The organism is Pseudomonas sp. COR18 (assembly GCF_048568395.1).
GTDB classification, from domain to species: Bacteria; Pseudomonadota; Gammaproteobacteria; order Pseudomonadales; family Pseudomonadaceae; genus Aquipseudomonas; species Aquipseudomonas fuscovaginae_B.
On sequence record NZ_CP183808.1, the window covers coordinates 893,986 to 914,644 of the forward strand.

At 61.6% G+C, this 20,659-nt stretch carries 25 protein-coding genes, 1 tRNA gene and 2 pseudogenes; 11 read left to right on the forward strand and 17 right to left on the reverse strand.

Features of this window, described 5'->3' with window-relative positions; all coding sequences use genetic code 11:
* The first annotated feature begins 7 nt into the window (after positions 1 to 7).
* From gspG to gspD, 9 genes are read left to right on the forward strand one after another with little or no spacing between them, the layout of a single operon-like run.
* Positions 8 to 427 carry a type II secretion system major pseudopilin GspG gene (gene gspG, locus ACM62G_RS04140; protein WP_273819292.1) on the forward strand — a complete coding sequence of 140 codons (420 nt, stop codon included), beginning with the start codon at positions 8 to 10 and terminating at the stop codon, positions 425 to 427.
* Positions 428 to 429: 2 nt separating this feature from the next.
* Positions 430 to 885 carry a GspH/FimT family pseudopilin gene (locus tag ACM62G_RS04145; protein WP_054060218.1) on the forward strand — a complete coding sequence of 152 codons (456 nt, stop codon included), beginning with the start codon at positions 430 to 432 and terminating at the stop codon, positions 883 to 885.
* Complete coding sequence (locus ACM62G_RS04150) at positions 882 to 1,253, forward strand: type IV pilus modification PilV family protein (RefSeq protein ID WP_054064015.1); 372 nt, start codon at positions 882 to 884, stop codon at positions 1,251 to 1,253. Before ACM62G_RS04145 ends, ACM62G_RS04150 begins: the two co-directional genes overlap by 4 nt.
* A complete protein-coding gene (locus tag ACM62G_RS04155; protein WP_419736730.1) occupies positions 1,250 to 1,867 on the forward strand; it encodes a prepilin-type N-terminal cleavage/methylation domain-containing protein in 618 nt (205 codons plus the stop codon). Before ACM62G_RS04150 ends, ACM62G_RS04155 begins: the two co-directional genes overlap by 4 nt.
* On the forward strand, positions 1,864 to 2,589 hold the full coding sequence (locus tag ACM62G_RS04160) for a general secretion pathway protein GspK (protein ID WP_273819288.1): 726 nt from the start codon (positions 1,864 to 1,866) through the stop codon (positions 2,587 to 2,589). Before ACM62G_RS04155 ends, ACM62G_RS04160 begins: the two co-directional genes overlap by 4 nt.
* Positions 2,586 to 3,674 carry a PilN domain-containing protein gene (locus ACM62G_RS04165; RefSeq protein ID WP_419736731.1) on the forward strand — a complete coding sequence of 363 codons (1,089 nt, stop codon included), beginning with the start codon at positions 2,586 to 2,588 and terminating at the stop codon, positions 3,672 to 3,674. Before ACM62G_RS04160 ends, ACM62G_RS04165 begins: the two co-directional genes overlap by 4 nt.
* Positions 3,649 to 4,272, forward strand: a complete 624-nt coding sequence (gene gspM / locus ACM62G_RS04170; protein ID WP_054056486.1) for a type II secretion system protein GspM — start codon at positions 3,649 to 3,651, stop codon at positions 4,270 to 4,272. Before ACM62G_RS04165 ends, gspM begins: the two co-directional genes overlap by 26 nt.
* Complete coding sequence (locus tag ACM62G_RS04175; protein ID WP_273819286.1) at positions 4,269 to 4,769, forward strand: general secretion pathway protein GspN; 501 nt, start codon at positions 4,269 to 4,271, stop codon at positions 4,767 to 4,769. The genes gspM and ACM62G_RS04175 overlap by 4 nt, the downstream gene beginning before the upstream one ends.
* 23 nt (positions 4,770 to 4,792) lie before the next feature.
* Positions 4,793 to 7,051 (forward strand): type II secretion system secretin GspD, encoded by a 2,259-nt coding sequence (gspD, locus tag ACM62G_RS04180; RefSeq protein WP_301601559.1) that lies wholly within the window; start codon positions 4,793 to 4,795, stop codon positions 7,049 to 7,051.
* 174 nt (positions 7,052 to 7,225) lie between these two features.
* On the opposite strand, the gene ACM62G_RS04185 is transcribed toward gspD, so the two are convergent.
* Positions 7,226 to 7,555 (reverse strand): hypothetical protein, encoded by a 330-nt coding sequence (locus ACM62G_RS04185; protein ID WP_419736732.1) that lies wholly within the window; start codon positions 7,553 to 7,555, stop codon positions 7,226 to 7,228.
* Between the two features lie 436 nt (positions 7,556 to 7,991).
* Here ACM62G_RS04185 and ACM62G_RS04190 point away from each other — a divergent pair.
* Both ACM62G_RS04190 and ACM62G_RS04195 read left to right on the forward strand, forming a co-directional pair.
* Positions 7,992 to 8,360, forward strand: a pseudogene (locus tag ACM62G_RS04190) (antitoxin Xre-like helix-turn-helix domain-containing protein); the annotation flags it as partial.
* Complete coding sequence (locus ACM62G_RS04195) at positions 8,354 to 9,052, forward strand: RES family NAD+ phosphorylase (protein ID WP_054064006.1); 699 nt, start codon at positions 8,354 to 8,356, stop codon at positions 9,050 to 9,052. The pseudogene ACM62G_RS04190 and the gene ACM62G_RS04195, both read left to right, overlap by 7 nt.
* Before the next feature lie 97 nt (positions 9,053 to 9,149).
* Here ACM62G_RS04195 and ACM62G_RS04200 read toward each other — a convergent pair whose 3' ends face one another.
* From ACM62G_RS04200 to ACM62G_RS04275, 16 genes and pseudogenes are all read right to left on the reverse strand, one after another.
* Positions 9,150 to 9,437, reverse strand: a complete 288-nt coding sequence (locus ACM62G_RS04200; RefSeq protein ID WP_419736733.1) for a hypothetical protein — start codon at positions 9,435 to 9,437, stop codon at positions 9,150 to 9,152.
* Between the two features lie 466 nt (positions 9,438 to 9,903).
* Positions 9,904 to 10,164: pseudogene (locus ACM62G_RS04205) on the reverse strand (transposase); the annotation flags it as partial.
* A 70-nt stretch (positions 10,165 to 10,234) separates the two neighbouring features.
* A tRNA-Lys gene (locus tag ACM62G_RS04210) sits at positions 10,235 to 10,310 on the reverse strand.
* Between the two features lie 63 nt (positions 10,311 to 10,373).
* Positions 10,374 to 11,063 carry a 7-cyano-7-deazaguanine synthase QueC gene (gene queC / locus ACM62G_RS04215; RefSeq protein WP_273819281.1) on the reverse strand — a complete coding sequence of 230 codons (690 nt, stop codon included), beginning with the start codon at positions 11,061 to 11,063 and terminating at the stop codon, positions 10,374 to 10,376.
* A gap of 1 nt (position 11,064) precedes the next feature.
* On the reverse strand, positions 11,065 to 11,712 hold the full coding sequence (gene queE, locus ACM62G_RS04220) for a 7-carboxy-7-deazaguanine synthase QueE (RefSeq protein WP_273819280.1): 648 nt from the start codon (positions 11,710 to 11,712) through the stop codon (positions 11,065 to 11,067).
* 164 nt (positions 11,713 to 11,876) lie between these two features.
* On the reverse strand, positions 11,877 to 12,701 hold the full coding sequence (gene ybgF, locus ACM62G_RS04225; RefSeq protein WP_054056493.1) for a tol-pal system protein YbgF: 825 nt from the start codon (positions 12,699 to 12,701) through the stop codon (positions 11,877 to 11,879).
* A 6-nt stretch (positions 12,702 to 12,707) separates the two neighbouring features.
* Positions 12,708 to 13,205, reverse strand: a complete 498-nt coding sequence (gene pal, locus ACM62G_RS04230) for a peptidoglycan-associated lipoprotein Pal (RefSeq protein ID WP_010444246.1) — start codon at positions 13,203 to 13,205, stop codon at positions 12,708 to 12,710.
* A 52-nt stretch (positions 13,206 to 13,257) separates the two neighbouring features.
* On the reverse strand, positions 13,258 to 14,508 hold the full coding sequence (gene tolB / locus ACM62G_RS04235) for a Tol-Pal system beta propeller repeat protein TolB (RefSeq protein WP_301601556.1): 1,251 nt from the start codon (positions 14,506 to 14,508) through the stop codon (positions 13,258 to 13,260).
* Between the two features lie 47 nt (positions 14,509 to 14,555).
* Positions 14,556 to 15,632 carry a cell envelope integrity protein TolA gene (gene tolA / locus ACM62G_RS04240; protein WP_273819277.1) on the reverse strand — a complete coding sequence of 359 codons (1,077 nt, stop codon included), beginning with the start codon at positions 15,630 to 15,632 and terminating at the stop codon, positions 14,556 to 14,558.
* Positions 15,632 to 16,084 carry a protein TolR gene (gene tolR, locus ACM62G_RS04245; RefSeq protein WP_010444249.1) on the reverse strand — a complete coding sequence of 151 codons (453 nt, stop codon included), beginning with the start codon at positions 16,082 to 16,084 and terminating at the stop codon, positions 15,632 to 15,634. Before tolR ends, tolA begins: the two co-directional genes overlap by 1 nt.
* A 14-nt stretch (positions 16,085 to 16,098) precedes the next feature.
* Positions 16,099 to 16,794, reverse strand: coding sequence for a protein TolQ (tolQ, locus tag ACM62G_RS04250; RefSeq protein ID WP_054056497.1), 696 nt, complete (start codon positions 16,792 to 16,794; stop codon positions 16,099 to 16,101).
* Complete coding sequence (ybgC, locus tag ACM62G_RS04255) at positions 16,784 to 17,251, reverse strand: tol-pal system-associated acyl-CoA thioesterase (RefSeq protein ID WP_054056498.1); 468 nt, start codon at positions 17,249 to 17,251, stop codon at positions 16,784 to 16,786. The genes tolQ and ybgC overlap by 11 nt, the downstream gene beginning before the upstream one ends.
* 138 nt (positions 17,252 to 17,389) lie before the next feature.
* Positions 17,390 to 18,448: a Holliday junction branch migration DNA helicase RuvB gene (ruvB, locus tag ACM62G_RS04260; protein ID WP_054056499.1), complete on the reverse strand. Its 1,059-nt coding sequence runs from the start codon at positions 18,446 to 18,448 to the stop codon at positions 17,390 to 17,392.
* The gene (gene ruvA, locus ACM62G_RS04265; RefSeq protein WP_054056500.1) at positions 18,449 to 19,063 is read right to left on the reverse strand and encodes a Holliday junction branch migration protein RuvA; all 615 of its coding nucleotides are present in this window, start codon (positions 19,061 to 19,063) and stop codon (positions 18,449 to 18,451) included.
* Positions 19,064 to 19,177: 114 nt separating this feature from the next.
* A complete protein-coding gene (gene ruvC, locus ACM62G_RS04270; protein WP_054056501.1) occupies positions 19,178 to 19,702 on the reverse strand; it encodes a crossover junction endodeoxyribonuclease RuvC in 525 nt (174 codons plus the stop codon).
* A gap of 149 nt (positions 19,703 to 19,851) precedes the next feature.
* Positions 19,852 to 20,598: a YebC/PmpR family DNA-binding transcriptional regulator gene (locus tag ACM62G_RS04275; RefSeq protein ID WP_054056502.1), complete on the reverse strand. Its 747-nt coding sequence runs from the start codon at positions 20,596 to 20,598 to the stop codon at positions 19,852 to 19,854.
* Positions 20,599 to 20,659 lie beyond the last annotated feature (61 nt).

Consider the following 20,659-nt stretch of genomic DNA (forward strand, 5'->3'; position numbering starts at 1 on the left):
ATCCACCATGCGTCGCAAGCATTCGCCGTACCGTCACCCCGGTTTCACCCTGCTGGAAATGCTCGCCGTGATCGTGCTGCTCGGGGTGATCGCCACCATCGTCGTACGCCAGGTCGGGGCCAATATCGACAAGGGCAAGTACGGCGCGGGCAAGGCGCAACTGGCCAGCCTGTCGATGAAGATCGAAGGCTACGCCCTGGACGTCGGCGCGCCGCCCAGGGAACTGCTCGACTTGACGAATGCGCCGGCCAATGTCCGCCACTGGAACGGGCCCTATGCCAAACCCAGCGACCTGCTGGACCCCTACGGTCATGGCTTCGGCTATCGCGCCCCCGGTGCCCATGGTGCCTTCGACCTGGTCTTCCTCGGCAAGGACGGACAACCCGGCGGCGATGGCTACAACGCCGACCTGGGCAACTGGGAATAGCCATGACCGGCCTCGGTGTCGCACGGGGGTTCACCCTGCTGGAAATGCTGGTGGTGCTGCTGATCATCGCGACCGGTGTCAGCCTGCTGGCCCATGGCGTTGCCGGCGGCCTGGACAACGCCCGCGAACGCCAGGCCAGACGCGAACTGGGCCTGGCCCTGCGCAGTGCCCGCAACCACGCCGTGCTGAGCGGGCAACCGGCCACCTTGCACGTGGATCTGCTGCGCAACAGTTATCGAGTCGACAACCAGGCCGAACAGCGCCTGCCCGAGGGCATGCACCTGCGCCTGACCACCGCCGCCGACCTGTCATCGTCCCGGGAGGGGGCGATCGAGTTCTACCCGGATGGCGGCTCCAGTGGCGGCAACATTTACCTGCAACGCGGTGCGAACAGTTGGCGGGTGGATGTCGCCTGGCTGACCGGCAAGGTCAGCTGGCAGGACGGGGCGCGGCCATGAACGGCGCGACCCAGAACGGTTTCACCCTGTTGGAGATGCTCGCCGCCGTGCTCCTGCTGAGCATCGGTTTTGCCGTTTACCTCAACGCCATGGGCACGACGAGCCAGGCCTTGCTGCACGACGAGCAGAGCACCCGCATGGCCCTGCTGGCCAGGAGTCTGTTCGACGAGCAGCGTCGCGACCCGCTCAAGCCGGGGCAGTGGCACGGCAGCCTGGCGCAGGTGCAATGGCAACTCACCGCTACTGTCCAACCCGGCGCTGCGCCGGTCGACCTCTATCGGCTGGAACTGGTGCTGGAACAGGATGGCCGCCAGGAGCGCTTCGTCACGTTGCGTGCCCAGGGCCAGGTCGCGGGAGCCCGACCATGACAGCACGCCAGCACGGCTTCACCTTGCTGGAAGTGCTGATCGCCCTCGGCCTGCTCGGGCTGCTGATGCTGCTGATCGCCTCGACGCTGACCGCCAGCAGCCGTACCCAGGAGCTGGGCGAACGTTATTCCAGCCGCCTGGACGAGATCCGCTCGGCCCAGGACTTTCTCAGAAGCTCAGCGCAACAGGCCTACCCCGCCGCGTTTCGCCGGGATGACACGAACAACGGCACAGTGTTCGAGGGTGAGCACGAACAACTGAGCCTGGTCGCCCCGCTGCCAGCGCGGCTGGCAGGCGGCCTGCCCCTGCAGGTGTTCTCGCTGATCCAAGACCGTAACGGATCGAAGAACCTGCAAGTGGCCTTCTTCCAGTTCGACGACCGTGGCCTGCATCCCTGGGCAGAACCGCAGGTCCTGCTGCACGATCTGGAGCACTGGCAGTTGAACTACCGCGGCCTGGACAATGCCTTGCACCCCACCGACTGGCTGCCGCGCTGGCCGTGGCCGGAGCGCCTGCCGCTGGCGCTGCGTATCGAACTGCAACCCGATGGCCCGATCAGTTGGCCGCCATTGGAGATCGCCCTGCGCCTCAGCGATGCCCAGGCCTCGCCATGAAGACCCCGAGCCTGCACGACACCCGCGGGGCTGCACTGGTCCTGGCGCTCTGGGCCCTGGCGCTGCTGAGCCTGATGATGGCCGTGGTGGTGGGTTCGGTGCGCCTGGAAAACCGCCAGAGCGCCTACGCCCTGCAGCGCACCCGTGCCCTGCTCGCGGCCGAGTCGGGGCTGGCCCGGGTGGTGCAGGATCTCTCAGGCAAAACGCCCACCATGATCGCCGATGGCCGCCGCTATCACCTGACGATCGAAGACGCCCAACTGAGCCTCGAACTGCACAGCGAACGCGGCAAGATCGATCTGAACCAGGTCAGCGCCGAAGACTTCGAGCAAGTCGTGCGGTACCTGGGGGCCAGCCCCGGGCAGGCTCGCCGGTTGAGTCGGGAGCTGGCGGAACGGCGCAGCGCCAGCAACCCGCCAAGGAGCGTCGAGGCGCTTCAGTTGTTCGCGGCGATGGATCGTCCGCTCTACGCCCGCCTGGCCCCGAACCTGACGCTCTGGACCGGCCAGGCGCGACCCGATCCGGACCTTGCCACCGCGCCGCTGCGAGCCGCGCTCAAGCTACCGCCCCCCGTACTCGAAAGCCCTGCCGGCCCCCTCTACAGCGCCCGGATAAAGGGCACGTTGCCCTCAGCGGTTTCGGCAACCCTGAGCGTGACCTTCCTGCTCAATCCCCAGGCAGGCGGCCTGCAGCTCTATCGCGTGTTGCGGTGGCAGGAATGAAGACACCCGAAAACCGCTGGCTCGGCCCACTGCGGCAGGCCACACGTCAGTTCTCGCAGCGCTGGCACGCTTCGCCTCTGCCACGGTTCCTGCGCTGGTGGCGACGGGAACTGCTGGGGTGCCTGCCCCGGCGCTGGCGCGAGCGCCTGGCCGCGGCGAACCGGGAACAGTTGCTGCATTGGCCCGAACAGGGTTTGCCTGGCCCCCGCACGGCCGATGAGTCGCTGGCGGGCCAGCGCCAGGTCCTGCTGATGCCCAACACGCAGGTCCTGCTCGCCCACGTGCAACTGCCCCATGCCGCCGCCCTGCAGGTGCATGCGGCCCTGGCCTTCGAAATGGACAAGTACACGCCGTTCAAGGCTGCCCAGGTCTATTTCGATGCCGTCTGCGATAGCCCGCCGGAGCGGACCCGAGCGGTGTTCGACCTGACCCTGGTGGCCGCCCTGCGCGAGCGGATCGACACGATCCTCGATGAAGCCGCACGACACGGCTGGCGCATCGATGCCATCGACGCTCTGGATCGCGACGGTTCGCGCCTGAACGTCAACCTGCTGGCACTGCACCGCCGTCCGCAGGCGCGCCACCCGGTCCGCCGGCTGCAATTCGGGCTCGCCCTGCTCGGCGCCGGGCTGGTGCTGCTCGCCATGTTGCTGGGGGTGCATGGCCGCCAATCGGCACTGGATGCCATGGGCGCCGAGGTCGACGCGCTGCGCAACGATACCCGACAGCTTGAAGTATTGCGCCAACAGCTCGATGAACTGCTCGACACCGGGCGCTACGTGCAGACCCAAAAAGCCCAGTCGCTGCCCAGGGCGGCCCTGCTGCAGGAACTGACCGACTGCATACCCGCCGACACCTGGCTGGAACAGTTGACCATCGATGCCCAGGATCGCCTGACCCTCAGCGCGCAAAGCAGCCGGGCCAGCGAGCTGATCGGCAGGATGAAGCACTGCGCGCACCTGCAGGACCTGCAATTCCAGGGCGTGATCCAGGCCGATGCGAACACCGGCCAGGACCGCCTCAATCTCACCGCCCGACTGCGTTCCCGGGAGGCACGACATGCCGCTACGCCTGACACACCGTGACCAGCGGGCGGCGGCCCTGATACTGGCCGTACTGTGCCTGAGCGCCGTCTATTTCATCGGTATCCACTGGTGGTTCACCGCCCCCCTGCAATCGATCGAGGCGAACATGGCGGCATTGCGCATCCAGCACCAGCGCTACCAGGCGCTTGAAGCCCATCGCCCACGGCTGCAGGCGCAACTGGCCCAGGCCCGGAGCACGCCGGCGGGCAACGACAGCCTGCTGCCGGATGCCGACGCCGGTACCGCCACCGCGCAGCTCATGCAGTGGGTGGTGGCCAAGGTCCAGGCGCTGCCGCCGGACAACGGTGGTTGCACGATGAACAACCGTATCCCGATGGCCGTCGCAGACAACGCGCCCTATCGCCAGGTCAAGGTCAGCGTCAGCCTGGACTGTGCGATTGCCCCGCTGGTGACGCTGCTCCACGGCCTGGAGAACCAGCAGGTGGCGCTGTTCGTCGAAACCCTCGACATACGCAGGAACCCGCTTGCGGCGACCGGGACCGCCCAGCGCCTGGCAGTACAACTGCAAATCAGCGCCTACCTGGGCAACCCGCCGGATAAAACCCTCCCCACCCGGAAAGGGGCGCCGTCCACATGAAAATCCCCGACCGACTCACGCTTTGCCTGGGCGCTTTCGTGGTGTCGATGGCGACCCTGTGCCTGGCCTTGTTCGAGGGGCTTGGCACGGGTATCGAGTGGGGCCCAGAGCCGGAGGCCCCGCCGCCGGTGGTGCCTGCGGCCACCGTGAAGCCCGAAGCGGCACCTGCGCTGTCGTCCTATGCCGGGATATGGCAGCGACCTCTGTTCAATCGCGACCGCCAGGCCGATCCGTCGGACCCGGCAGCCACTGGCGACCACGATACGCAAGCGCTTGCCGGCCTGTCGCTGAACGGCATCGCCGTTTCCACGAGCCTGCGCAAGGCGCTGTTCAAGACCTCCGACGGCAAGAGCCTGAGCGCCGCGCAGGGCGATGTCCTGCCCAACGGCTGGCGGGTCGAACGGATAACCGCTGAAAAAGTCTCGCTGAGCTTCAGGTCCAGCGAGCAGGAACTGAGCATCCCCGTTTTGAAATTGCCGGCCACCGCCGCGCATTAGGCGCTCTACAAGGATGAATCGATGTGATCGAACGAATCGCCCGACCCTGCCTGATCGGCGTCATCCTGCTCGCGGGCTGCACCTCGCCCGTGACCGATGAAGTTCAAGATGACCTGTTGCTGCGCCAGGGACTGGCGGGCACGGGCACGGATCGACCGCGCCAGGAACCCGCGACGGTACCTGCCGCGGTCCCCCTGGCGCCCTACCCGGCACCGCCGGTTTCAGGCCCGTCGATCATCCGCAGCAGCCCGGGTGTGGCCAGCCATGACCACGCGACCGCAAGGCCGCGCCCGTCCCCGGCAGACGATGCCGGAACGATGCTCAACTTCGCCAACGTACCGATCCAGGCGGTGGTCAACGTCATCCTCGGTGATGTGCTCAAGCAGAACTATGGTATCGGCCAGGGGGTGACGGGGGACGTGACCTTCTCGACCTCGAAACCGGTGGACAAGGCCCAGGCCTTTTCCATTCTCGAAACGCTGCTGTCCTGGACCAACAACGCGATCGTCCGCCAGGGCGAGCGTTATCTGGTTCTGCCGGCCAACCAGGCGGTCGCGGGCCAGCTCACGCCCAGCCAATCCATTGCCCCCCCAGGCAATGGCCTGAGCGCGCGTTTTTTCGTGCTGAACTACATCGCAGCGCTCGATATGCAGAAGCTGCTCAAGCCGTTTGCCCGCGAGAGTGCCTTTTTGGTCGTCGATACCTCGCGCAATGCGCTGGTGATGGCCGGCACCCCGGAGGAGTTGAACAACTACCAGCAGACCATCGACACCTTCGACGTCAACTGGCTCAAGGGCATGTCCATCGGCGTCTTCAATCTCAAGCGGGCCAATGTCACGCAACTGATGCCTGAACTCGATCGCCTGTTCGGCGCCCAGAGCGGTACACCGCTGGCGGGCATGCTGCGCCTGCTGCCTATCGAACGCACCAATGCGATTGTCGCCATCTCGTCACAACCGGAATACCTCAACGATGTGCGCCGCTGGATCGACACCATCGACCAGGGCGGCGGCGATGAGCCGCAGATGTATGTCTACGACGTGCGCAACATGAAGGCGACCGACCTGGCCCGTTACCTGCGCCAGATCTATAGCGACGAGCCGGTCACCGAGGATGCCGCGGCGCAGGTCGCGCCGGGGTTGCGCACCGTGACGCTGACCAGTAACGGTTTCGGCAACGGGCCGGGCGCAGCGGCCGGCAACGGCCTCGGGTTGCCCGGCAACACCGGTGGCAGCCAGAGCCTGCCGCCGCCAGTGAGAAACGACGCCGACACCCCTGTCTCGCCGGACCGGGCAGCGGACGACTTGCAACTGGGGCCACCCACTGCCGCGAATACCTCAAGGGCGAGGCCCGACGCCAGCAACCCGACGAACTCGGTACGCATTTCCGCGCAAAAAAGCAGCAACCAATTGCTGGTGCGCAGCCGGCCGAGCCAATGGGCCGAGATCCAGTCGGCCATTCAACGGCTCGACAACACACCGCTGCAGGTACAGATCGAAACGCGGATTCTGGAAGTCAGCCTGACCGGCTCGCTGAACCTCGGGGTGCAATGGTACCTGGGGCGCCTGGCCGGCAACGCCACCACCAAGGGCATCGAAAACGCCTCCGGCAGCCAAGGCGCGCTGGGCCAGGGCGGCGCGGCCCTGGGCAGCACCGACGCGCTGTTCTACTCGTTCGTCAGCAACAACCTGCAAGTGGCCCTGCACGCCCTGGAGACCGAGGGCAACACCCGCGTGCTGTCGGCCCCGTCGCTGGTGGTGATGAACAACCAGCAGGCGCAGATTCAGGTTGGCGACAACATCCCGATCAACCAGACCACCATCAACACCAACACCACCACCATCAGCACCAGCTCGGTGCAATACATCCAGACCGGCGTGATCCTCGACGTGGTGCCCCGGATCAACCCCGGCGGCCTGGTGTACCTGGATATCCAGCAACAGGTCAGCAACGCCAGCAGCACCGTCGATGCCAACGGCAACCCGACCATCTCCACCCGGGCGGTGTCGACCCAGGTGGCGGTACAAAGCGGGCAGACCATCCTGCTCGGCGGCCTGATCAAGCAGAACGAAAATGGCAGCGACAACAGCGTGCCGTACCTGGGTCGGGTTCCCGGCCTGCGCTGGTTGTTCGGCAATACCCGTCGCCAGCGTGGTCGCTCGGAACTGATCGTGCTGATCACGCCACGGGTGATCACCAGCAACAGCGAGGCCAGGCAGATCACCGACGAGTATCGCCAGCAGATGCAGTTGATGAAGCCCATTCAGGCCAAGGTCAGGTAGGTTCGCCAGCGCCCATGAATCGTCGGATCAGTTGGGACGGCTCGACACGCGGGCTGGGAATGGAGGGCCGGACTTGCCGCGCTACAGTTCTGCGGCGACGGTCTTGGCTTTCTTCGACGTGACGCCGTACCGTTGCTTGCAGGGCTTGATGAAGTGGGAGGTATTTTCATATCCCTACTTTGCGATCAGCTTGTCGTCGAAAAACAGCAGCACCGCCTCGAAGATATCGCTGCCAGTCACGTAGTCCGACACCGTATAAACGCCTTTGGAGAGGAAGATCAGATGATTCTCGTCGACGACATTGGCCACGCTGTCATAGTCGCGAATAATCTGCTTGCCCTGCTTGATGTAGACGATCAACGGCGTGGCGATATAGATCGCCTTGTTTTCCAGATTCGTTTCAAGTGTTTTATGGAGGATGGACGAGCCACCGTCAGCAAGAACAGGCTTTACGTTGCGCATCGAGTAAAGCGCTGCCGGTAAGACTTCGAGTGTCATTGCCATGGCTACTCGCAAGGGACAGCATCGCGTAGCGCGGCATAACGTTCCATTGACCGCTCGAGACCAACTGGTCGACGTGGATGCCATGCATTTCACGCGAATCCCAAACCTCCACCAGCGTGAACGCGAGCGAAGATGAGATTTTTAGAGCCAAAATCGAGTGTCTGTTTGCGAGGCGCCAAACCCAAGCACCGGACAATTCCCTTTTCCTTGCCTGAACACTCCTGGAAAGCCCTCTCGCCTTGTGCCTGCCGGGTCCGCTCACTAGTCTTCGCCTGTCGATATAAGGCCTGCGATCCAGGTCTGGAAACCTGAAATATCCCTGTGGCCGCACAAGCGCAAGATTGATCTAAAGACTAAATATTCGTATATTTCAATCTACAGACCAAGGAATCGGAGTGCTGAACATGAGCCAAGCCCCCCTGCACGGACACCCTCCACAAAGGATGCCGGCGCAGTTGCGCTGCGCACCGCAGTCACCATCATGGAACGCTGGAAAGCAACCCCCAAGGAGATCGAGAACACCCTTCGCATATCGCGCAGCACCTACTCGCGCGTCAAGGAACAAGGTCGCACCGTGAGCCTGGATGATGACCAGCTCGCCCGTATCAGCCTCATCCTGAACGTTCATGGTGCACTTAGAACGGTCTTCGACAACCCGGAAAACGTGTATGGCTTTCCACGGATGGCCAACGACAACGATTTTTTCGAAGGCAGAACCCCGCTGGAAATCATGGCCACCGGCTCGTTCATCAACCTGTACGAAACTTTCCGTCGAATTGACGCCTTGCGAGGCGCCCAATGGTAAACGCCGCTGATCTGAACGTGCTGCGCAGTGAGGGCGCCATCAAGTCGTATCGGCTGGTGAACTCCAAGTTTCCTCCTATCGCTCTGTTCGATGACGTGGCCAACGCTGACGAGTTCGATATTCTTTACCAAGTTCAGGCCTTGACCAATCCCCGCCTGCAGAACGAAGTGGGCACCATCAACCTGATTCCGCTCAGCGAAATCCCTTTTGGCATCACCGGCTGCTCCTACGCCACCGCGCCATTTACCCACGTGAACCCTGATGGATCCCGCTTCGGCGATGGATCGTTCGGCATGCTGTACCTGGCTGACACCATGGATACTGCCATCGCCGAGGTTCGCCATCACCAAGAGGCGTACTGGAGTAAAGTGCAAGGACTGAACTACGAGCGCTTCGTCTTTCGTGGTCTGACTTGCCAATTCGATGAGGTGGGTGTGCTGGACGCTACTGTGCTACCCATGACGCACCCGATTTACGCACCAGACGATTACAGCGCTTCCAGAGCGCTCGGCCGTGATGTGAAGAAGGCCAAGGCCTCAGGCCTGCGCTATCGCTCCGTTCGTTCGCCGGGCAATACCTGCTGGGCGCTGACCACCCCTCGACACGTTGCCTCGATCATCCAATCGAGCCATTACGAAATGATTTGGAACAAGCAAATCACCAGCGTGAATAAGCTCGTGTCAAGTGCGTGATGTCGAGTAGAAAATAAATACGTCACCTTTTCGCGGGTGTCAAATCGAGGCTGGGACCTATAGACAAATAAACATCGAGAGTTTCCAGAGAAACTTATTAACCATTTCGATTTAATGTATCCAAAAGCCTTTCAAATGTTTTAGGAAAAAGGTCTTTCTCCTCTGGAGAAAGCAAAATATTCATGACCTGCTCATCACGAGCACAGTCATATATATCAATTTCTATCCAACCCTCAGACCAGAATTCTATGGTCGCCAGCTTATTAAAGCCTTCCAGCTCTATCCGCTCAAGGCTACCAAAATCCCCATTGGCGAATTTTGAATACTCTACGGAGTAGCCTTTCAATAGAGGCCTAATCTCTTTATTAAAATGAAAAGCATCCATAACCCCTCTCATTCACTATCTAGCACAGTAATATTTTTTACCTCCGAAAAACGGGGACGGATTTATTTTCCAGCAGAAGCAGAAAAATCAGAAAATAAATCTGAGAATCATCTAGCCGGACTCCCCACCTCACAGAGGTAGCACAAGATTCAAGGTGCGAATATTGTTTTTTGCTACGAGGAGGCCGTGATGAAATTCTGTGGCATAGACCTGCATTCGAACAATAGCGTTGTGGGGTTACCGACGAAACGGATCGAGTCCTGGTCAGTCGACTCTGTCCCAACGAGTTAACGAATATGCTCGATCTGCTTGAGCCCCATCGCACCGAGCTGGTCGTGCAGTATACGCGTCAACCTACAACTGGTATTGGCGGGTGGATGGCCTCATGGCCGCTGGCTACGACGTCCGACTGGCCAATCCGGTCGCAATGAAACGCTACGAGGGTTTAAAGCATTCTAACGACAAGGATGCCCACTACCTCAGGGCGACGTTTGATCTCGGCGTTCAACCGCCCCATCGGGGTTGGTGCTGTGAAGCTGCTGCCAGTGGGCCTTGAAGGCCATGTGCGCCAGACCTTCATTCTCGCAGCCGTCCATCAGCATTGCGATCTTGGGGTATTTTTCGCGCAACTGATCGGCGACCAGGCACCACTGCTGGTGGCATTCGGAGCGGCTGTCCCGGGCGAAAGCCGTACGCAGAGCGCCGCCACCATGGTGCGCGCCCCTTTTGCAGACGAAAAAAAATCCGGAAATCCTCACTGTCGTGGGCCTTCCGGATTCTTCGAGTACTGCTGAATATGGTGGGTCGTGTAGGATTCGAACCTACGACCAATTGGTTAAAAGCCAACTGCTCTACCAACTGAGCTAACGACCCGCTGTGTGGTGGCGCGTATAATACTGATTTATAACGGGAATTCAACACCCTACGCGAAAAAAATCAAAAATATTTCGTGGGGTCGTCGATTGCGGCCGCGGCGAAGCCTTCCGCGCGCAGGCGGCAGCTGTCACATTTCCCACAGGCAAAGCCGTTGGCATCCGCTTGATAGCAGGACACGGTCAGCGAATAGTCGACCCCCAGGCGCACACCTTCACGCACGATATCGGCCTTGCTGAGGTTCTGCAGCGGTGCCTGGATCCGGAAGCCGTCGCCCTCGACGCCGGCCTTGGTCGCCAGGTTGGCCAGGGTTTCGAAGGCCTCGACGAACTCGGGACGGCAATCCGGGTAGCCGGAGTAGTCCACCGCGTTCACCCCGATGAAGATGTCCCGCGCACCCAGCACCTCGGCCCAGCCCAGCGCCAGGGACAGGAACACCGTGTTGCGTGCCGGCACGTAGGTCACCGGAATGCCCTCGCCCGGCGTCTCGGGCACGTCGATGGAACTGTCGGTCAGCGCCGAGCCGCCAATGCCGTTGAGGTTCAGGCCGATGACCTTGTGCTCCACTGCACCCAGGTCGCGGGCCACCCGCTCGGCGGCCTGCAGTTCGGCACGGTGACGCTGGCCGTAGTCGAAGCTCATGGTGTAGCAGCTGTAGCCCTGGGCACGCGCCATGGCCACCACGGTCGCCGAGTCGAGGCCGCCGGACAGCAGGATTACCGCTTTCTTTTCAGTGCTTGCTTGAGTGGTCATGTCAGCGCCCCGGCTCGTCGTTCCAAAGATATTTGTGCAACTGCATCTGCAAGCGCACCGGCAGGTTGTCCGCAACGATCCAGTCTGCCAGGTCGCGTGCCGGCAGGTCGTGGTGGCTCGGCGAAAACAGCACCTCCCCCGCCCGCTTCTCCAGACCGTACTGGATCAGCTTGGACACCGACCAGTCGTAGTCCTCACGGGAACAGATCACGAACTTGACCTGGTCGTTGCGGGTCAGCAGCTCGATGTTCTCATAACGATTGCGATGGACTTCCTTCGAGCCCGGGGTCTTCAGGTCGACCACCCGGCTGACACGGGTATCCACCGGCGAGATGTCCATCGACCCGCTGGTTTCCAGGGATACCTCGTAGCCGGCATCGCAAAGCCGCTTGAGCAGGGGAATGGCGTTGGGCTGGGCCAGCGGCTCGCCGCCCGTCACGCAGACGTAGCGCGGCCGGTAGCTGGCGACCTGGTCGAGGATGCTGTCGAGCGACAGGATACTGCCGCCGCTGAAGGCGTAGGCACTGTCGCAATACTGGCAGCGCAGGGGGCAACCGGTCAGGCGCACGAATACCGTGGGCAGCCCAGCAGTCCGCGTTTCACCCTGTAACGAGTAAAAAACTTCGGTGATTCTCAATGTGTCTTGCATATCCGCCACGGGCGTAACAGCTAAACAGGCTGTCCGCCTCCGTCAGGCACCGCAATGAACCTGCAATCGCATAATCCAGAACGGCGTGTTTCATAAAAAGGGCAACAATTCTAACGAAAAAACCCGCGGCAGGCGCGGGTTTCTTGATTCGGGTCGACAACGCCTTACATGCGCTGCAGGTCCCGCTGGGCCAATTGGGCTGCCGATGTCCCCGGATACTGGGAAACGACCTGCTGCAGAATGCCCTTGACCTTGTCGGTGTGACCCAGGCGACGCTCTACGTCAGCCAGCTTGTACAACGAGTCAGGCACCTTGGCATGCTTGGGATACAACTGGCTGACCTTGGCAAAGGCCTGGCCGGCACCTTGCAGGTCGCCCTTGGCCAGGTTCACTTCACCCAACCAGTACTGGGCATTGCCGGCGTACTGGCTGTTCGGGTATTTGCGCAGGAACGCGCCGAACGCCTGGCTGGCCTTGTCGAAGTCCTTGGCCTTGATCAGGTCGAAGGCCGCATCGTAGTAGAGCTTTTCCTTCGCCGGATCACCAGGTTCGCTGCTGGCCGCTGGGGCCTGGGCAGCAGGTGCAGCACCGGCGGCGGCATTCGTGTTGCCACCGCTGGAAGAATTGTCAGGCGTTGCAGCCGCCGGAGCGACGCCACTGCCTATGCGCCGATCAAGATCCTGGTATCGCTCCAGGTTTTCCTGCTTCATGCGCGCGATATCATTTTGCAAAACCTCGATCACGCCCTGTTGTTGCGCAATCTGGTCCTGCATGCGTTGCAACTGGTTGAACAGTTCGCCCTGTGCCGAGACAGGAGCCGCAGCCCCTGACCCGGCATAGGCGCCGTTCGTACCGTAACCCGCTGGCGGATAACTTCCACCGCTATTGTTATAGCCGGAGTTGTCATCGACCACAGGAACCGCAGCCCCAGCCGCAAGTGGCAGGAGGCTGAGAGCCAATACAGTTACAGCACGACGGCACGTTCGCATGACGAATTACTTACGCAGTTCGACGCGACGGTTTTGAGCCCAGGACTGCTCGTCGTGGCCGGTAGCGACTGGACGCTCTTTACCGTAGGAAACCAGTTCCAGTTGAGCTGGGGAAACACCTTGCAGAACCAGGTAGCGCTGAACGGCTTTCGCACGACGCTCGCCCAGTGCCATGTTGTACTCACGAGTACCACGTTCGTCGGTGTTGCCTTCCAGGACAACGCGGTTGCCGTTGGCTTTCAGGTCCTTGGCGTGAACGTCCAGAGCGCGCATGGCTTCTGGCTTCAGGTCCGAGCTGTCGTATTCGAAGTAGAAGGTGGTGATTGCGCGCAGAGCGGCTTCTTCGCTCAGGGAGCCGTCGACGGCACCGGTGTTTGCACCGTAGCCAGCGTTAGGATCAACAGCGCCTTGACCAGCGTTGTCGCCGCCTTTGGACGAGCAACCTACAGCTACAGCCATGGCCAGGGCCAGCGCAGCAAATTTACCAAACTTCAGCATTTCCATCGTGAAACTCCTAATGAACCCCAGTGTGTTAAGTAAAACGTATAGCGCCGCGTCAGTTCAGGTAAGGGGACCAGGAAGGTTCTCTGACTTCGCCTTGAGCGGTAGGAAGCGGGAGCCTTACGCGTCCGTTGATGGACACGAGCATCAAGACTCCCCGGCCCTGCTGGGCGGTGGCGTAGATTACCATGGTGCCGTTTGGCGCAACAGTAGCTGACTCATCAAGGTTGGTGTCTGTAAGGATTTTTACGCTACCGCGCTGCAAATCCTGAGCCGCCACCCGGAAGTTGGTGAAACCATCCTGGCGATGAATCATCACCAGCGTTTTTTCGTCAGCCGAAAGTTTCGGGTTGGCGTTGTAGTTGCCGATGAAAGTTACCCGCTCGGCACCACCACCATTGATGTTGGTCTTGTAGATCTGCGGCTTGCCGCCACGGTCGGAGGTGAAGTAGATGGTCGAGCCATCCTTGCCCCAGAACGGTTCGGTGTTGATGCCCTGGCCACTGGTCACGCGACTGATCTGGCGCGAAGCCAGGTTCATCACGTAGATGTCCGGGTTGCCGTCCTTGGACAGCACGAACGCCAGGCGGGTACCGTCCGGCGACCAGGCCGGCGCACCGTTCAGGCCTTCGAAGTTGGTCAGTTGCTCGCGGCGACCGGTATCGATGTGCTGGATGAAGATGCGCGGACGCTTCTGCTCGAACGAGACATAGGCGATGCGCTTGCCATCCGGTGCGAAACGCGGCGACAGGATCGGCTCGCGCGACTGCAACAGGGTCACTGCACGGGCACCGTCATAGTCGGAACGCTGCAGGGTGTAGCGCGTGTTGTTCACCGAGAAGCGTTCGGCCGTCACGTACAGCATGCGGGTGGAGAACGCCCCCTTGATGCCGGTGAGCTTTTCGAACGACTGGTCGGAGATGTAGTGCGCCATGTCGCGCAACTGGTCGACGCTGCCCGAAACGCTGCCGGTCAGTACCTGCTGCTCGGTGGCGACGTTGAACAGCGCGTACTGCACCTGCAGGCGGCCGCCGGCAGGGACGATACTGCCGACCATGATGTACTGCGCGCCCAGCGCCTTCCAGTCACGGTAGATGATTTCGCCGGCCTGGGTCGGCAGGCTGATCATGTTCTGCCGCGGGATCGGCGAGTAGTAACCGGAGTTACGCAGGTCGTCGCCGATGATCTGGGCCATGTCGTCCGGCAGCACGCTGCCGCCCTGGAAGCCGAACGGCACGACGGCGATCGGGGTCGCCCGATCGCTGCCGCTGGTGACCAGAATGTTCTTTTCATCTGCCACTGCCATCCCTGCCAGGCAGCAGATCAGGACAAGCATTCCTCGAAGAAGGTTTCTCACAAGGCTAGATCCTCAGGTGTAAATGTCATCTTGAACGAACGATAAGGAGCAAAGTCGCTCGGTTTCATTCCCTGCATTTCCGTCAGGCGACCAATGTTCTTGACCGCCGCTACCGCCGATGCGTCGAACGGACCATCGCCGCTGGACTTGGCTACCGAGACCGTGGTCACGGTACCGTCCGGCAACATGCCGATCTGCAGCACCACCGTCATACCCTTGCGCGCCGAAGGTGGACGAGCCCAGCCTTCCGCCGCCCGGGCGCGAATCAGATCGTCGAAACTGCCCGCGGTTTCCTCACCCTGCTCATCCGCCAGGGCCTGCTGACGCTGCGGCGTATCGGAAAGCAAGTCGGCCAGTGCCTGCGCCTTCTTCTCTTCGGCGGCCTTGCGTGCGGCGTCCTGCTTCTTCTTGGCCGCATCGGCTGCTGCTTTCTTCTTCGCGTCTTCGGCGATCTTCTTCTTCGCCTCTTCAGCTTCGGCTTTCTTCTTGGCGTCTTCCGCGGCTTTCTTCTTCGCGTCCTCGACTATCTTTTTCTTCGCTTCTTCAGCGGCCTTTTTCTTGGCCTCTTCTTCAGCGGCCTTCTTGGCTTCTTCCTCGGCCTTCTTCTTGGCTATATCAGCCAATTGTTTCTCTTCGGCCTTCTTGGCTTCGGCAGCCTTCTTCGCTTCGTCGGCTTTCTTGGCTTCATCAGCCTTCTTGGCCTCTTCCGCTTTCTTGGCTTCGTCGGCCTTCTTCGCTTCTTCGGCCTTTTGAGCCGCCTCTTCTTTCTTTTGTTCCGCCGCCTTTATCGCTTCCTGCTCGACCTTCTTCTGCTCCATCTGCTCGACTTCGGTCTGGCGCGCGGCGGATTTCTTCGCCTCACCCGCAATCTTCTGATTGGTCTGGGTGGTTGCCTGACTCTTCGATTTCAGTTGGTACAGGGTCGCCTGGACGATCGGTTTGGCCGGGGGCAGGTCGGGAGTCATGGCGAAGCTGACGAACAGCAGGCCAAAGATCAGGACGTGCAGGCCAATCGCCCAGACGCTGGGCCAGAAGTAGCTTTCCGAGGCGGACGGCTCTCTCTGTTGGTGCATCAGGGCGCCTCGGTAATCAGGCCGACGTTACCGACACCCGCTTTCTGCAGACCACCCATGGCACCCATCACGGCGCCATAGTCGACACTCTTGTCGCCACGAATGAAGACCTGGGTATGCTTGCCGGCTTCGTTGCCGGCACGAATGATCTTGGTGACGGCATCGGTCATCTGCGGCAAGGTCATCGCCTTGTCCTGCTGCTTGTCGGTGTCGACTTCGCTGCCAAGGTTCCAGTAGTAGGTCTTGTCAGCCTTGATCGAAATGGTCAGGACCTGGGTGTTGTTGTCCTGCGGCAAGGCTTCGCTGGAAACCTTGGGCAGATCGACCTTCACACCCTGGTTGAGCATCGGTGCGGTCACCATGAAGATAACCAGCAATACCAACATCACGTCGATGTATGGCACCACGTTCATCTCGGCGACCGGCTTGCGTTTGTGGCGAACTCGGGCCATGGGGTTCTACCTGCTCACTCTTCGCTGGTGTGCACTTTACGGTGCAGGATCGCCTGGAATTCGTCGGCGAAGGTGTAGTAGCGACCGATCAGGGTTTCCCCCCGGGCCGCGAAACGGTTGTAGGCGACAACGGCCGGGATCGCGGCGAACAGGCCGATCGCGGTGGCCACCAGGGCCTCGGCAATGCCGGGAGCCACGGTGGCGAGGGTCGCCTGCTGGACAGTGGCCAGGCCACGGAAGGAGTTCATGATCCCCCACACGGTACCGAACAGACCGACATACGGGCTGACGGAACCGACGGTGGCGAGGAAGGGCAGGCTCTGCTCGAGCTTTTCCTCTTCGCGGGAGATGGCCACGCGCATGGCACGGGCCACGCCTTCCATGACCGCTTCCGGCTCAACGCCCGGTTGCTGGCGCAGGCGGGAGAATTCCTTGAAGCCGGCGCGGAAGATCTGCTCGACGCCCGAATCCGGATCCGGGTTGCTGCCAGCCTGACGGTACAGCTTGGACAGGTCGATCCCCGACCAGAAGCGCTCCTCGAAGCTCTCCAGGGCACGACGACCGGCGCGCAGCAGATTGCTGCGCTGGAAAATCATGATCCACGAGGTGACTGAGGCAGCCACCAGGATCAGCATGACCAATTGCACCACGATGCTGGCATTGCTGACCAAACTCCACATGGAGGAATGGTCGACGACGTTAGCTTCCACGCTTTATCTCCTGCTCTAAGTGAGTACCCGCGCCGCTTGTGTCGGCAAAGGCCGACCGCAAGGCTTCTGGAATGGCCCGGGGTTTCAAACTGTCGGCGCGCACACAGGCCACCAGGAACTGCCCTTCGCAGAGCAGCGTTAAATCCGTTGCACGACGAACCTGCTGCTTGAAACGCAGGCTCGCACGGTTCAGTTCAATGACATCCGCACTGACCAACAGCTCGTCGTCCAGTCGCGCCGGCACGTGGTAGCGTGCTTCGCTGGAATGCACGACGAACAACAGGTTCTCCCCCACCAGCTCGGACTGGGCGAAGCCCAGTTCCCGTAGCCGCTCGGTTCGAGCCCGTTCCATGAACTTTAGGTAATTGACGTAATAGACGATGCCGCCGGCATCGGTGTCCTCGTAATAAACGCGACAGCGATGTGCGAACGACTGAAGCCCGTTTTGCGCGCGCATACTCTAGTGCTTACTCCTCAGGTTGCCAATCCGGCCAGGCAACTGTTTTTCATACTTATACGACTTTTTACATGAAGAATCGTGATGCCAGCCCGTAGGACAGCACGAACCACGAATAAATCAGTTCCGGCCGCCCGCTCAGCCATCCAACGCATCGAGAAACTCGTCTGCAACAGGCGTTTCGCCCAGCCGCGACGGCACGTTCAAACCGAAGTGCAGATACGCGTGACGGGTCACCACCCGCCCGCGTGGCGTGCGCATGATGTAGCCCTGCTGGATCAGGTACGGTTCCAGCACGTCCTCGATGGTATGACGCTCTTCACCAATCGCCGCCGCCAGGCTGTCGACCCCTACCGGGCCGCCGTCGAACTTCTCGATCATGGTCAGCAGCAGGCGCCGGTCCTGATGGTCGAAACCGTGTTCGTCGACATCCAGCAGGTTCAGTGCCAGGTCCGCCACGCCCTTGGTGATATGCCCCTTGGCCCGCACCTCGGCGAAATCGCGAACACGCCGCAACAGGCGGTTGGCGATCCGCGGCGTGCCGCGCGCCCGCCGGGCGACCTCGAAGGCGCCTTCGGCATCCAGCGGCAGGCCGAGAATGCCCGCCGAACGACTGACGATCGTCGCCAGGTCCGCCGTGTTATAGAACTCAAGACGCTGGACGATACCGAAGCGGTCACGCAACGGGTTGGTCAGCATACCCGCACGGGTGGTCGCCCCGACCAGGGTGAACGGCGGCAGGTCCAGCTTGATCGAGCGCGCCGCCGGGCCTTCGCCGATCATGATGTCGAGCTGGAAGTCCTCCATTGCCGGGTACAGCACCTCTTCGACGACCGGTGAAAGCCGGTGGATTTCGTCGATGAACAGCACGTCATGGGGCTCGAGATTGGTCAGCAGCGCCGCCAGGTCGCCTGCCCGCTCCAGCACCGGGCCGGAAGTGCTCTTGATCGACACGCCCATTTCCTGGGCGATGATGTTGGCCAGGGTGGTCTTGCCCAACCCTGGCGGGCCGAAGATCAGCGTATGGTCCAGGGACTCGCCACGCGCCCGGGCGGCCTGGATGAACAGCTCCATCTGCTCCCTGACCGTGGGCTGGCCAATGTACTCGGCCAGGCTCAGCGGGCGAATCGCCCGGTCCTGGACCTCCTCGCGGTCACGGCCGCCGGAAGCGGTTATCAAACGATCGGCTTCAATCACTTAAATCATTCCCCTCAGGGCGCGACGAATCATCTCTTCGCTGCTCAAGCCTTTTTCCTTGATGGCGGAAACCGCCTTGCTCGCTTCCTGTGGCTTGTAGCCCAGGGAGATCAGCGCACTGACCGCATCGGTCTCGGCGCTGGCGACCGGCGCCGCTGGCGCCCCGTCCGGCTGGTTCGGCACCAGGGCGAAGATGCTCGGCACGGTTTCCCAGGCCTTGAACCGGTCCTTGAGTTCGACCAGCAGACGCTCGGCGGTCTTCTTGCCGACCCCCGGCACCTTGACCAGCGCCGAGGCATCCTGGGCCGATACGCAACGCACCAGCTCATCGACCTCCAGGCTGGACATCAGCGCCAGCGCCAGCTTGGGCCCAACCCCATTGAGGCGGATCAGCTCGCGAAAGAAGTCGCGCTCGCGCTTGCCGACGAAACCATAGAGTAACTGGGCATCCTCGCGCACGACCAAATGCGTGTGCAGCGTCAGCGTTTCGCCGACCGACGGCAGGCGGTAGAGCGTGGTCATCGGGACTTCCACTTCATAGCCCAGGCCATTCACATCGAGGATAAGGTGCGGCGGCTGTTTTTCAGCCAGGGTGCCGCGCAAACGTCCAATCACGTATCAGGTCCTTATTGCCGGCCGGGCCGGTGACTGATGAACAGAACGATAGATTCGCCATCATCCGGCAGGAAGCTCTATCGACAAGCAAAATTGTTTAAGCTGATGATGCTATCAGAGACGCAGGCGACCGCCACGGGTCCTTGCCGCCCCCAATCCGTGGGGCAACAGGCTCGAACGGGTGTGGGCATGACACAGGGCGATCGCCAGGGCGTCGGAGGCGTCGACCTGCGGCTTGCTGGTCAGCTTGAGCAGATGCATCACCATCAGCATCACCTGCTCCTTGTTGGCCCCACCCGTCCCGGCAACCGCCTGCTTGACCTGGGTCGCGGTGTATTCGGCGATTTCCAGGTTTTCCTCGGCACCGGCAACGATCGCCGCGCCACGGGCCTGGCCGAGCTTGAGTGCCGAGTCGGCGTTTTTCGCCATGAACACCTTTTCGATGCCCATGGTCACCGGGCCGTAGGTCTGGATCACCTCGCGCACGCTGCGGTAGACCACCTGCAAGCGCTCATGCAGCTCACCGCTGCCGGTACGGATGCAGCCCGACGCCACATAGACACAACCACGCCCGGTATCGCGCACCACACCGTAACCGGTGATCCGCGAACCTGGGTCGATACCAAGAATAAGAGTCATAACGCCTGCGGTTCGATCGAGAAAGCCTGCCAATGACGCGCAGTATCTACTGTATATGCATGCAGGTCGATAGAGGACTGCCGGGAGGATAGCGCCCCGCTCCTCCCGGACAGCGGATCAGGCCCCTGGGGAACAGGGGCATGCAGCGGTCAGCCGAGCTGTTCCAGCACCGCCTGGGGAATGTCGGCGTTGGAATAGACGTTTTGCACATCGTCCAGGTCTTCGAGCATGTCGATCAGCTTCAGGACCTTTTCCGCCCCTTCGAGATCGAGTTCGGCGCTGGTGGTCGGCAACATGACGATTTCCGCGTCGCCCGCCTTGAAGCCGGCCGCTTCCAGGGCGTTGCGCACGGCATAGAAACCGGAGAACGAGGTGAACACGTCGATGGAGCCGTCCTCGTTGGTTACCACGTCGTCGGCATCGGCCTCCATGGCGGCTTCCATGAGCGAGTCCTCATCGATACCCGGCGCAAAGGAGATCTGCCCCTTGCGTTCGAACAGGTAGGCCACCGAACCGTCGGTACCGAGGTTGCCGCCACACTTGCTGAACGCATGACGCACGGCGGCGGCGGTACGGTTGCGGTTGTCGGTCATGCATTCGACCATCACCGCCACCCCGCCCGGGCCGTAGCCTTCGTAGCTCAGCTCGACCATGTCGTCGGTGTCGGCGTTGCCGGCACCCCGGGCGACCGCGCGATCAATGATGTCGCGGCTCATGTTGGCGCCCAGGGCCTTGTCCAGCGCCAGGCGCAAGCGCGGGTTGGAACCCGGATCAGCGCCGCCCTGGCGGGCAGCGACCGTCAGTTCACGAATCCACTTGGTGAAGATCTTGCCCTTCTTGGCATCCTGACGTTCTTTGCGGTGCTTGATGTTCGCCCACTTGGAATGACCCGCCATAACTCGCTCCGATGCTCTTTGAAATATTGCCGTGAAACATTGCCCGTCGCGCCATGGGCGC

What these genes read in the sequence shown, in the direction of transcription:
- tolB (WP_301601556.1), bottom strand. Translation starts at nt 14,508, where the DNA reads ATGGCAGTGGCAGATGAAAAGAACATTCTGGTCACCAGCGGCAGCGAT.
- queE (WP_273819280.1), bottom strand. Translation starts at nt 11,712, where the DNA reads ATGCAAGACACATTGAGAATCACCGAAGTTTTTTACTCGTTACAGGGT.
- ACM62G_RS04200 (WP_419736733.1), bottom strand. Translation starts at nt 9,437, where the DNA reads ATGGATGCTTTTCATTTTAATAAAGAGATTAGGCCTCTATTGAAAGGC.
- gspG (WP_273819292.1), top strand. Translation starts at nt 8, where the DNA reads ATGCGTCGCAAGCATTCGCCGTACCGTCACCCCGGTTTCACCCTGCTG.
- tolA (WP_273819277.1), bottom strand. Translation starts at nt 15,632, where the DNA reads ATGCACCAACAGAGAGAGCCGTCCGCCTCGGAAAGCTACTTCTGGCCC.
- queC (WP_273819281.1), bottom strand. Translation starts at nt 11,063, where the DNA reads ATGACCACTCAAGCAAGCACTGAAAAGAAAGCGGTAATCCTGCTGTCC.
- ACM62G_RS04175 (WP_273819286.1), top strand. Translation starts at nt 4,269, where the DNA reads ATGAAAATCCCCGACCGACTCACGCTTTGCCTGGGCGCTTTCGTGGTG.
- ybgF (WP_054056493.1), bottom strand. Translation starts at nt 12,701, where the DNA reads ATGCGAACGTGCCGTCGTGCTGTAACTGTATTGGCTCTCAGCCTCCTG.
- gspM (WP_054056486.1), top strand. Translation starts at nt 3,649, where the DNA reads ATGCCGCTACGCCTGACACACCGTGACCAGCGGGCGGCGGCCCTGATA.
- ACM62G_RS04185 (WP_419736732.1), bottom strand. Translation starts at nt 7,555, where the DNA reads ATGGCAATGACACTCGAAGTCTTACCGGCAGCGCTTTACTCGATGCGC.
- pal (WP_010444246.1), bottom strand. Translation starts at nt 13,205, where the DNA reads ATGGAAATGCTGAAGTTTGGTAAATTTGCTGCGCTGGCCCTGGCCATG.
- ACM62G_RS04165 (WP_419736731.1), top strand. Translation starts at nt 2,586, where the DNA reads ATGAAGACACCCGAAAACCGCTGGCTCGGCCCACTGCGGCAGGCCACA.
- ACM62G_RS04155 (WP_419736730.1), top strand. Translation starts at nt 1,250, where the DNA reads ATGACAGCACGCCAGCACGGCTTCACCTTGCTGGAAGTGCTGATCGCC.
- tolR (WP_010444249.1), bottom strand. Translation starts at nt 16,084, where the DNA reads ATGGCCCGAGTTCGCCACAAACGCAAGCCGGTCGCCGAGATGAACGTG.
- ruvC (WP_054056501.1), bottom strand. Translation starts at nt 19,702, where the DNA reads ATGACTCTTATTCTTGGTATCGACCCAGGTTCGCGGATCACCGGTTAC.
- ybgC (WP_054056498.1), bottom strand. Translation starts at nt 17,251, where the DNA reads ATGCGCGCGCAAAACGGGCTTCAGTCGTTCGCACATCGCTGTCGCGTT.
- ACM62G_RS04275 (WP_054056502.1), bottom strand. Translation starts at nt 20,598, where the DNA reads ATGGCGGGTCATTCCAAGTGGGCGAACATCAAGCACCGCAAAGAACGT.
- ACM62G_RS04195 (WP_054064006.1), top strand. Translation starts at nt 8,354, where the DNA reads ATGGTAAACGCCGCTGATCTGAACGTGCTGCGCAGTGAGGGCGCCATC.
- ACM62G_RS04150 (WP_054064015.1), top strand. Translation starts at nt 882, where the DNA reads ATGAACGGCGCGACCCAGAACGGTTTCACCCTGTTGGAGATGCTCGCC.
- ACM62G_RS04160 (WP_273819288.1), top strand. Translation starts at nt 1,864, where the DNA reads ATGAAGACCCCGAGCCTGCACGACACCCGCGGGGCTGCACTGGTCCTG.
- ACM62G_RS04145 (WP_054060218.1), top strand. Translation starts at nt 430, where the DNA reads ATGACCGGCCTCGGTGTCGCACGGGGGTTCACCCTGCTGGAAATGCTG.